Below are 10582 nucleotides of genomic sequence, written 5' to 3' on the forward strand. Positions count from 1 at the left end.
AGGATGAACGACTTGACCAAGAATCTGCTGCTCTGGGTGGTCGTCGCCATCGTGCTGATGGTCGTGTTCCAGAGCTTCTCGCCGCGCGACGGGGCGACCGCCACCGCCGGCGAGGCGCCGACCTACACCCGCTTCCTGCAGGACGTGGAGTCCGGCCGGATCCGCTCGGTGGTGATCACCGACGACAGCACCCTGACCAGCAACGTCATCCGCTACAAGCGCAGCGACGGCACCGAGGGCCAGGTGGTCGGCCCGATCGACCTGAAGCTGACCGACCAGCTGCTGAGCAAGAACATCGAGGTCACCCGCGAGCCGCCGAAGACCGGCCCGGGCTTCTGGGGCATCGTCCTCAACTTCCTGCCGGTGCTGCTGATCATCGGCTTCTGGCTGTTCATCATGCGCCAGATGCAGGGCGGCGGCGGCGGCGCCAAGGGCGCGATGTCGTTCGGCAAGTCGCGCGCCAAGCTGCAGGGCGAGGACCAGGTCAAGGTCACCTTTGCCGACGTCGCCGGCTGCGACGAGGCCAAGGAGGAGGTCGGCGAGCTGGTCGACTTCCTGCGCGATCCGTCCAAGTTCACCAAGCTCGGCGGCAAGATCCCGCGCGGCGTGCTGATGGTCGGTCCCCCGGGCACCGGCAAGACGCTGCTGGCGAAGGCGATCGCCGGCGAGGCCAAGGTGCCGTTCTTCTCGATCTCCGGTTCCGACTTCGTCGAGATGTTCGTCGGCGTCGGCGCCAGCCGCGTGCGCGACATGTTCGAGCAGGCCAAGAAGCATGCGCCGTGCATCATCTTCATCGACGAGATCGACGCGGTCGGCCGCCATCGCGGCGCCGGCCTGGGCGGCGGCCACGACGAGCGCGAGCAGACCCTCAACCAGCTGCTGGTGGAGATGGACGGCTTCGACGGCGGCGAGGGCGTGATCGTGGTCGCGGCGACCAACCGCCCCGACGTTCTCGACCCGGCGCTGCTCCGCCCCGGCCGCTTCGACCGCCAGGTGGTGGTCGGCCTGCCGGACGTGAAGGGCCGCGAACAGATCCTCAAGGTGCACATGCGCAAGCTGCCGCTGGCCGACGACGTCGAGCCGATGGTGATCGCGCGCGGCACGCCGGGCTTCTCCGGCGCCGACCTGGCCAACCTGGCCAACGAGGCGGCGCTGTTCGCGGCGCGCGAGAACGCCAAGGAGGTCCGCATGGACCACTTCGACCGCGCCCGCGACAAGATCCTGATGGGCGCCGAGCGCCGCTCGATGGCGATGAGCGAGGACGAGAAGACGCTGACCGCCTACCACGAGGCCGGCCACGCCATCGTCGGCCGCCTGGTGCCCGAGCACGACCCGGTCTACAAGGTCACGATCATTCCGCGCGGCCGTGCGCTGGGCGTGACCATGTACCTGCCCGAGGGCGACCGCTATTCGATGAACCGGGTGGCGATCGAGTCGCAGCTGTGCTCGCTGTACGGCGGACGCGTGGCCGAGGAGCTGATCTTCGGCGAGGACAAGGTCACCACCGGCGCCTCCAACGACATCGAGCGCGCGACCAAGATGGCGCGCAACATGGTCACCAAGTGGGGCCTGAGCGACGAGATGGGCCCGATCGCCTACGGCGAGCAGGAGGACGAGGTGTTCCTCGGCCGCTCGGTCACCCAGCACAAGAACGTCTCCGACGACACCGCGCGCCGGATCGACGAGGTCGTGCGTTCGATCCTGGACCGCGCCTACGCCAAGACCCGGACGCTGCTGACCGAGAACATCGACAAGCTGCATGCGATGTCGCAGCTGCTGCTGCAGTACGAGACCATCGATGCGCCGCAGATCGACGCGATCATGGAAGGCCGCGAGCCGCCGCCGCCGATGGGCTGGGGCAAGTCCGGCAAGGACGGCGACAACAAGAGCGGTCCGCGTCCGCTGCCGCCGGTAGGCGGTCCCGCCACCCAGACCTGAGCCTGCAGGCGCATGGCCGGGCTGCCGCCAGAGCCGTCGCGGGAGAACCCGCCGCGGCAGGAACCGCCACCGCAGGAACCGCCACCGCGGCGCAGCTATTTCGTGCATAACCCGTGGCGCACCCGCGCCACGGGTGGATTCGCCGGCGCCTCGATGATGCTGACGATCACCGCCGTGTTCTACGCGCTGGGGCGATTGCCGCTGCCGCTGGTCGGCCTGTCCGTGCTGCTGGCGGCGGGTGCGTTCGGCTTCGGCCTGTATGCGCGCCGCCGCGCGGAGCGCTTCGACGCGGACCTGGGCAACGGCCCGCCAGTCCCCTGAGCCGGCACCGCGGGCCCGTCCGGTCGAAGGGACCGAACCGCCAGCAGGAATAATCCCCGCCTGCGGCGTGTGCGCGCGTCGGTGCTGGAAGGCGGGCACGCAGTTCCCACGCGGAGCAGCGGCTCGGCCCCATACGGGGCGGTCGCCCTTTTTGGCGGCGCGGTTGTCCCAGGCGTGGCCACGGTCCAGACTTGCGCGCTATCGACCCGTGGATGCCGCCGATGTTCGACGTTTCCCCCAGCCTGGATTGCGCCGGCCGCGTCCTGAAGCTCGACCGCACCCGGGTGATGGGCATCGTCAACGTCACCCCCGATTCGTTCTCCGACGGTGGCGCCCACGCCAGCGCCGAGGCGGCGGTCGCCCATGGCCTGGCGCTTGCGGCGCAGGGCGCGGACATCCTCGACGTCGGCGGCGAGTCCACCCGGCCCGGCGCGGCACCGGTGCCGCTGGAGGAGGAATTGCGCCGGGTAGTGCCGGTCATCGAACGGCTGGCGCGCGAGACCGCGCTGCCGATCAGCGTGGACACGCGCAAGCCGGAAGTGATGCGCGCGGCGGTGCAGGCCGGTGCCGGCATGGTCAACGATGTCGGTGCCCTGCGTGGCGACGGGGCGCTGGAAACGGCGGCCGCGCTGGGCGTGCCGGTGGTGCTGATGCACATGCTCGGCGAGCCCGGTTCGATGCAGGACGATCCGCGCTATGACGATGTCGTCGCCGAGGTGCACCGGTTCCTCGCCGAACGCATCTTCGCCGCCGAGCTGGCCGGCATCGCCAGGAAGAACATCGTCGTCGATCCGGGTTTCGGCTTCGGCAAGACCACCGCGCACAACGTGCTGCTGCTGGCCGGGCTGGAGCGGTTCGCCGAACTGGGCGTGCCGTTGCTGGCCGGTTTGTCGCGCAAGCGCAGCATCGGCGAGCTGACCGGGCGCGCGGTGCCGGGCGAGCGGGTCGCCGGTTCGCTCGCCGCGCACCTGCTCGCCGCCCAGCGCGGTGCGGCGATCGTGCGCGTGCACGACGTGGCCGCCACCGTGGATGCGCTGAAGGTCTGGGAAGCGGTGGCCGCGGTGCCGGCGCCGCGCAGCGACGCGGCGCCGGCGATCCGCTGGCCGGACGAGTAGCGGTGATCGGTCCGCCGGCGCTCCGGTAAGCTTTGCGCCCGTCGATGGTCCGGCATCCCGCCACGTGAGCGCCTTTTTCCCATTCCCTTTCCGCCGCGCGCCGGCGCTGCCGCCGCCGTGCCGGCCCGCAACGCCTGCCGGCTCGCTGCGCCGGGGGAGCTGGCCATGCCGGTAGATGCCAGGCCCCTGGCGATCGCGGTGATGGGCCCGACCGCGTCGGGCAAGACCGCGTTCGCGGTCGAACTGGCGCGGCAGTACGGTGGCGAGATCGTCAGCGTCGATTCGGCGCTGGTGTACCGGGGCCTGGACATCGGCGCGGCCAAGCCGGACGCACGCGAACGCGCCGGCGTGCCGCACCACCTGCTCGACATCCGCGAGCCATGGCAACCCTACTCGGCGGCCGAGTTCGCCGGCGACGCGCGCCTGGCGATCGACGGCATCGTCGCCCGCGGCCGGCTGCCGGTGCTCGCCGGCGGTACCGGCCTGTACTTCCAGGCGCTGCTGCGCGGGCTGGCCGCGATGCCCGAGGCCGATCCGGGGCTGCGCGAGGCGATCGCCGCCGAAGCGGCGCAGCGCGGCTGGGCGGCGCTGCACGAGGAACTGGCGCGGGTCGATCCGCCTGCCGCTGCGCGCATCCGGCCCGGCGACACGCAGCGGATCCAGCGCGCGCTGGAGGTGTACCGCCTGAGCGGGCGCCCGATCAGCGCATGGCAGCGCGATCCGCCGCCGCCGCGGCTGCCGCTGCGGGTGCTCAAGCTGGTGCTGGCGCCGGTCGACCGCGCGGTGCTGCACGCGCGGATCGCGCGCCGGTTCGATGCGATGCTTGATGCCGGCTTCCTCGACGAGGTGCGCGCCCTGCGCGCGCGGCCGGAGCTGCGCGCCCATCCGCGCCCACTCGACCTGCCTGCGCTGCGGGCGGTCGGCTACCGCCAGGCGTGGGAACACCTGGACGGGGCGACCGACGCGGCGGCGTTCCGCGACCGCGCCGTGCACGCCACCCGGCAACTGGCCAAGCGCCAGCTGACCTGGCTGCGCGGCGAACTGGACGCGCGCTGGTTCGATCCGGAACGTGACGGCGGTCAACTCCGGCAGGCGGTCGCCTGTTTCCTCGCCCGTCCCGCGGGCTTGCACCACCGCGCGGTTGTGTAACATGCCCGGACGGGCCGGGGGAGGCCCCGGGTGCGCCCGACGCATCCGACAAGCAGTCACCCATAAGAAGAACAAGGGGAACCAGCCAATGTCCAAGGGGCAATCTCTGCAGGACCCGTTCCTGAACGCACTCCGTCGCGAACGCGTCCCGGTGTCGGTCTACCTGGTGAACGGCATCAAGCTGCAGGGTACGATCGAGTCCTTCGACCAGTTCGTGGTGCTGCTGCGCAGCACCGTCAGCCAGATGGTCTACAAGCACGCCATTTCCACCGTCGTGCCGTCGCGCAATGTCCGGGTCGGACCGGGTGGCGGCTACGTGCAGCAGCCGGGCGAGCCCGAGGAAGGCGGCGACGAGGCCGAATGACCACGCACCGCGACCGGGCAGGTTGACGGTGCCGTTGCTTCCCGGAGTCCTGTTTGTTCGAACGTTCCCGCAAGGGTGAACACGCGTTGCTGATCCAGCCCCACGCAGGTGGGGCCGTGCCCGAGGACGTGCTGGAGGAATTCGCCGACCTGGCGCGTTCGGCCGGCGCCAGCGTGGCCGCCACGCTCACCGCGCGCATCGATCGCCCCAATCCCGCCACCCTGATCGGCAGCGGCAAGCTGGACGAGGTCAAGGCCGCGGCCGAGGCCACCGGCGCCGACCTGATCCTGGTCAACCACCCGCTCAGCCCCGGCCAGGAGCGCAACCTGGAGAAGGCGCTGCAGCGGCGGGTGGTCGACCGCACCGGGCTGATCCTGGACATCTTCGCCCAGCGCGCCCGCAGCCACGAAGGCAAGCTGCAGGTCGAGCTGGCCCAGCTGCGGCACATGGCCACCCGCCTGGTCCGGGGCTGGACCCACCTGGAGCGCCAGCGCGGCGGCGCGATCGGCTTGCGCGGCCCCGGCGAAACCCAGCTGGAAACCGACCGCCGCCTGCTGCAGAAGCGCCTGGAGCAGCTGCAACGGCGCCTGGACAAGGTCGAGGTGCAGCACACCCAGATGCGGCGCGCGCGCGTGCGCAGCGAGCTGCCGCGGGTGGCCCTGGTCGGCTACACCAATGCCGGCAAGTCCACGCTGTTCAATGCGCTGACCGGCGCCGACGCCTACGCGGCGGACCAGTTGTTCGCCACCCTGGACCCGACCGTGCGCCGTATCGCGCTGCCGGGCGGGAGCGTGGTCCTGGCCGACACGGTCGGCTTCGTGCGCGACCTGCCGCATGAGCTCGTGGCCGCCTTCCGCTCGACCCTGTCGGAGGCGCGCGAGGCGGACCTGCTGCTGCACGTGATCGACGCCGCCGACCCGCACCGCGACGACCGCATCGCCCAGGTCGACGCGGTGCTGGCCGAAGTCGGCGCCGGCGACCTGCCGCAGCTGCTGGTGTTCAACAAGATCGACCGGATCGAGGGCGCCGAGGCGCGCCACGACCACAGCGGCGGCGACCCCGACGACCCCGGCCACCGCGAGCGGGTATGGCTGTCGGCGCGCGACGGCCGCGGCCTGGAGCTGCTGCAGGCCGCGCTGGCCCGGCGCCTGGACCTGCAGCGCGTGTTCGGCGAGCTGCGCCTGCCGCCGCAGGCCGGGCGGCTTAGGGCGCGCCTGCACCAGCTGGAGGCGGTCCGCGCCGAGCAGGCGGACGAGCACGGCTGGCTGCTGCAGGTGGACCTGCCGCGGAGCGAGGTCGAACGCCTGGCCGCCCGCGCCGATGGCGAACCGTTGCGCGCGATGCTGCCGCCGCGGCAGGACGACTGAAGCCACCGCGCCTGTCGTTCCAGGCCGCTTCCTGTACCGCACCGCGCCGCGCCAACGCGGCCATGCCAATGGCCCGGGGGCAGCCGGCGCGGTCTTGCTAGAATCGGGCCATGCCCCGCCCGCGCCCGCGGCGACGGCCGGGACCCTTCGATACGGAGCTTTCATGGTCTGGAACACCCCTGGTAAGGGCGGCCCCGGCAGGAACGGCGATTCGCCCGACAGCCCGCCCCGCAATCCCTGGCCCCCGCGCCGTGCCCCCGGCAATGGCGGCGGCGGCCTGGACGGCTTGCTGGCCCGGCTGCGCGACCTGTTCGGCGGCGGTGGCGGTGGCGGCAGCATCGGCCGCTGGGTGTTGCTGGGCCTGGCCCTGCTGGTCCTGCTGAGCAGTTTCCAGCTGGTCGGCGAGCAGCAGCGCGGCGTGGTCCTGCGCTTCGGCCAGTTCGCGCGGGTGATGGAACCGGGCCCGAACCTGAAGTGGCCGTGGCCGGTGGAGCGGGTGATCAAGGTCAACGCGACCCAGATCAAGACCTTCAGCAACACCGTGCCGGTGCTGACCCGCGACGAGAACATCGTCAACGTCACCATGAACGTGCAGTACCGGGTCGGCGACCCGCGCCTGTACCTGTTCGGCTCCCGCGACGCCGACCGCATGCTCGAGCAGGTCGCGCAGAGCGTGGTCCGCGAACAGGTCGGCCGCGCCGACCTGGATACCGTGCTCGGCGCCCGCGGCCCGCTGTCGGCCAGCGCCGCGCAGCAACTGCAGGCCTCGCTCGACGCCTACCGCACCGGCCTGGTCGTGACCGAGCTCAACCTGCAGGACGCGCGTCCGCCGGAAGAGGTCAAGCCGGCCTTCGACGAGGTCAACAGCGCCCAGCAGATCAAGGACCAGCTGATCAACGAGGCGCGCGCCTATGCCGCGCGCGTGGTGCCGGAGGCGCGCGGCGAGGCGGCGCGCCGGCGCACCGTGGCCGAAGGCTACAAGGCGGCCAAGATCGCCCAGGCCGAGGGCGATGCGGCCCGCTTCAGCCTGTTGCGCGACGAGTACCGCAACGCGCCGGAGGTCACCCGCAAGCGCCTGTGGCTGGAAACCGTGCAGGACGTGCTGGCGAAGAACCGCACCGTGGTCGGTGGCGACGGCCGCCAGCTGATCTACGTGCCGATGGCGCCCGCCGGCGCGGCCACGAACGCCCCGGTGGGTCCGGCGATCGGCGCCGAGGCGCTGATGCCCGCGATCGAAAGCACTCCCGAAGCGACGCGCGGCACCGGCCGCGATTCCGCCCGCACCGGCCGTGAGGATCCCGCCCGATGAAGTACTCCCTCTGGATCGCCCTGGCGGTGGCCGCCGCGCTGGGCCTGCTCGGTTCGGTCTATGTGGTCCGCGAGGGCCAGGTCGCCCTGGTGCTGAACCTCGGCCGCGTGGCGCGCACCGACATCGGCCCGGGCCTGCACTTCAAGGTGCCGCTGGTGGAGACCGTGCGCACCTTCGACAGCCGCTTCGCGCTGGTCGACTTTTCGCCGGAGCGCTACCTGACGTCCGAGCGCAAGGACGTCAGCGTCGATTTCGTGGCGATCGGCTACATCAACGATGCGCGCGCCTTCTACCGCGCCACCGGCGGTGTTGAATCGGCCGCGGCCGACCGCCTGGCGCCGATCATCAAGGATTCGCTGCGCAACGAGATCAACTCGCGCACCTTGACCCAGCTGGTGTCCGGGGACCGCAGCGAGGTGATCGCCCGGCAGCTGGACGGCATCAACAAGGGCGCCGAGACGCTGGGCATGCGCATCGTCGACATCCGCCTGAAGCAGATCGACCTGCCGACCGACAGCGACGTGATCACGCAGGTCTACGACCGCATGCGCGCCGAGCGCAAGCAGGTCGCCAGCGCCCTGCGCGCCGAAGGCGAGGAGCAGGCCCGCACGGTGCGCGCGCAGGCCGACCGCGACCAGGCGGTGCTGGTGGCCGAGGCCGAGCGCGACGCGCAGCAGCTGCGCGGCGAAGGCGACGCCCAGGCCGCGCGGCTGTTCGCGGAAGCGGCCAGCCAGGATCCGGCGTTCTTCGCCTTCCACCGTAGCCTGGAGGCCTACCGGGCCGCGTTCGCCGACGGCAAGGGCGTGATCGTGCTGGAGAAGGACGACCCGTTCCTGCAGTACTTCAAGAACGAACGCTGATGCCGGGCGCGCTGCTCCAGGCGCTGTGCCTGGTCGCGGTGATCGAGGGGTTGTTCCTGTTCGCCGCGCCGGGGCTGTGGCGGCGGATGATGGAGCAGCTGCTGCAGCGGCCGGACGGCGCGCTGCGGCGGCTCGGCGCCGTGGTCCTGCTCGCGGGCGTCGTGTCCCTGTGGTGGCTGCGCTTGTAGGAGCCCATCCTCATGGGCGACACGGGCGTCGGAGCCACGGGAACGTCGCCTGTGCCGGCGGCATCGGGTCGCCCATGAGGATGGGCTCCTACACGAAGAAGTGCCTGCTCGATCGGGCGACCGCTCAGGGCCAGTCGATGGTGCCGCGTACCACGCTGACCACGCGGCCACCTGACCATACCTCGCCCTCGGCATCGACCTGCATGTCCAATCGCGCGTCGTAGCCGACTTCGCGGCCCTGGCTCACGCGGTAACGGCCGTCGCGGCCGGGCAGCGCATCGCGCAGCGACAGCCAGGCGGCAAGCGTGGCGTTCGCCGCACCCGAGGCGGCATCCTCGAACACCGCCGGCCCCCCGACGAACGCACGTGCGGCGACCTGGTAGTCGCTGCCGCTGCAGCGGGCGAAGGCCAGCACGCCCATGCTGTCGGTGCCGCGGGCCAGGCCGGCAATGGCATCCCAGTCCGGCATGGCGTTGCGCAGGCTGGCCTCGTCGCGCGCTTCGGCGATCCACCAGCGGCGCCCGCCATCCATCAGCGCCGGTGGAAGCTCGCCCAACGGCAGCCAGTCCAGCGCTTCGGCCATGCGCGAGCCGCGGCCGTCGGCCGTTTCCACCAGGCGCGCGCGTGGCGTGCGGATCGCGATGCGCCGGACCCCGCCGTCGGCGTCCACCCGCAGCGGCAGCAGGCCGGCGATGCCCTCCTGCACCAGCAGCCCGTCGCGTGCCTGGGCGAGGCCGGCCTCGAGCACCACATGGGCGGTGCCGACGCTGGGATGGCCGGCGAACGGCACCTCGCGCTTCGGGCTGAACATGCGGATGCCGTAGCTGGCCCCTTCGCGGGTCGGCGGGAACACGAATGTCGTCTCGGGAAGCCGCGTCCAGCGGGCGATGGCCTGCATCGCCGCCTCGTCCAGGCCGCTTGCGTCCGGCAGCACGGCCAGCGGGTTGCCGGCGCCGGGGCGGTCGGCGAACACGTCCACCTGGACGAAGGGGCGGGTGGCCATGGCGACGATCCTGTCGGGGAAGGGGGCCGAGGTTACCAGTCCACCGTGCCACGGATCACCGCGTGCACTTCACCTCCGACCCACACCCCGCCATCGGCGTCGACGACCAGTTCCAGGCGCGCGTCGCGACCGATCTCGCGGCCCTGGCTGGCGAGGTAGCGGCCGCCGGCACCCGGCAGGCGGCCGTGGCGGTGAAGCAGGGCGGCGATGCTGGCGTTGACGCTGCCGGTGGCCGGGTCTTCGGCGATGCCTGCGCCCGGTGCGAACGCCCGCACCACCAGGTCCGCGCCGTCGCCAGGGTCCGCGCGCGCGAACACGGCCAGCTTGCCGCTGCCCGGCAGCGCGGCGATCGCGGTCTGGTCGGGACGCAGGGTGCGCACCGCGGCCTCGTCGGCCAGTTCCAGCAGCCACCAGTCCGGGCCGTTGTTCCACAGCGCCGGCCGCAGGGCCCCGCGCGCGGCGCCCCAGACCCGATCGCCGGCCAGCCAGCCCGGCGCCGGTGCATCCACCGGCCTGGCCGCGGGACTGCGCACCGCTGGCAGCAGGCGGTCGCCTTGGTGCCGGATCCGCACCGGCAGCAGTCCGGCGGCGCATTCCTGCACCAGCTGGCCATCACGTTCGCGGACCAGCCCGGCATCGAGCGCGGCCCAGGCCGCGCCGACGCTGGGGTGGCCCGCGAAAGGCAACTCCATCCGCGGGGTGAAGATCCGGATCGCGTAATCGGCGCCGCCGTCGGACGGCGGCAGGAAGAACACGGTCTCCGACAGGTTGGTCCAGGCGGCGAACGCCTGCATCGCTGCCGCATCCATGCCCTGCGCGTCGTAGACCACCGCCAGCGGGTTGCCCGCGCCGGCGCGGGGAGCGAAGACATCGACCTGCAGGTAGCGGCGCGTGGGCATGGCGGGGCGGGCCTGGGCAACGGGATGGCCGAGCGTACCAGCGCACCGGGTACCGCGCCGGGCGCATCC

At 72.2% G+C, this 10582-nt stretch carries 11 protein-coding genes; 9 read left to right on the forward strand and 2 right to left on the reverse strand.

Annotated features, from left to right (window positions below; genetic code table 11):
* The first annotated feature begins 3 nt into the window (after positions 1-3).
* From ftsH to ABKA19_RS12220, 9 genes are all read left to right on the forward strand, one after another.
* Positions 4-1938 carry an ATP-dependent zinc metalloprotease FtsH gene (gene ftsH / locus ABKA19_RS12180; RefSeq protein ID WP_353689126.1) on the forward strand — a complete coding sequence of 645 codons (1935 nt, stop codon included), beginning with the start codon at positions 4-6 and terminating at the stop codon, positions 1936-1938.
* 102 nt (positions 1939-2040) lie between these two features.
* Positions 2041-2259, forward strand: coding sequence for a hypothetical protein (locus ABKA19_RS12185; RefSeq protein ID WP_353689127.1), 219 nt, complete (start codon positions 2041-2043; stop codon positions 2257-2259).
* Between the two features lie 221 nt (positions 2260-2480).
* On the forward strand, positions 2481-3374 hold the full coding sequence (gene folP / locus ABKA19_RS12190; RefSeq protein ID WP_353689128.1) for a dihydropteroate synthase: 894 nt from the start codon (positions 2481-2483) through the stop codon (positions 3372-3374).
* A 165-nt stretch (positions 3375-3539) separates the two neighbouring features.
* Complete coding sequence (gene miaA / locus ABKA19_RS12195; RefSeq protein ID WP_353689129.1) at positions 3540-4523, forward strand: tRNA (adenosine(37)-N6)-dimethylallyltransferase MiaA; 984 nt, start codon at positions 3540-3542, stop codon at positions 4521-4523.
* 88 nt (positions 4524-4611) lie between these two features.
* Complete coding sequence (hfq, locus tag ABKA19_RS12200; protein ID WP_162376757.1) at positions 4612-4887, forward strand: RNA chaperone Hfq; 276 nt, start codon at positions 4612-4614, stop codon at positions 4885-4887.
* 53 nt (positions 4888-4940) lie between these two features.
* The gene (gene hflX, locus ABKA19_RS12205) at positions 4941-6254 is read left to right on the forward strand and encodes a ribosome rescue GTPase HflX (protein WP_353689130.1); all 1314 of its coding nucleotides are present in this window, start codon (positions 4941-4943) and stop codon (positions 6252-6254) included.
* 163 nt (positions 6255-6417) lie between these two features.
* Positions 6418-7563 carry an FtsH protease activity modulator HflK gene (gene hflK / locus ABKA19_RS12210; protein WP_353689131.1) on the forward strand — a complete coding sequence of 382 codons (1146 nt, stop codon included), beginning with the start codon at positions 6418-6420 and terminating at the stop codon, positions 7561-7563.
* Positions 7560-8423, forward strand: a complete 864-nt coding sequence (gene hflC, locus ABKA19_RS12215) for a protease modulator HflC (RefSeq protein WP_162376760.1) — start codon at positions 7560-7562, stop codon at positions 8421-8423. The genes hflK and hflC overlap by 4 nt, the downstream gene beginning before the upstream one ends.
* On the forward strand, positions 8423-8611 hold the full coding sequence (locus ABKA19_RS12220) for a DUF2065 domain-containing protein (protein ID WP_353689132.1): 189 nt from the start codon (positions 8423-8425) through the stop codon (positions 8609-8611). Before hflC ends, ABKA19_RS12220 begins: the two co-directional genes overlap by 1 nt.
* 124 nt (positions 8612-8735) lie before the next feature.
* Here ABKA19_RS12220 and ABKA19_RS12225 read toward each other — a convergent pair whose 3' ends face one another.
* A complete protein-coding gene (locus tag ABKA19_RS12225; protein ID WP_353689133.1) occupies positions 8736-9614 on the reverse strand; it encodes a PhzF family phenazine biosynthesis protein in 879 nt (292 codons plus the stop codon).
* Between the two features lie 32 nt (positions 9615-9646).
* The gene (locus ABKA19_RS12230) at positions 9647-10513 is read right to left on the reverse strand and encodes a PhzF family phenazine biosynthesis protein (protein ID WP_353689134.1); all 867 of its coding nucleotides are present in this window, start codon (positions 10511-10513) and stop codon (positions 9647-9649) included.
* Between the last annotated feature and the right edge of the window lie 69 nt (positions 10514-10582).

This window comes from Pseudoxanthomonas sp. Soil82, assembly GCF_040446535.1.
Classification (GTDB): Bacteria; Pseudomonadota; Gammaproteobacteria; order Xanthomonadales; family Xanthomonadaceae; genus Pseudoxanthomonas; species Pseudoxanthomonas kaohsiungensis.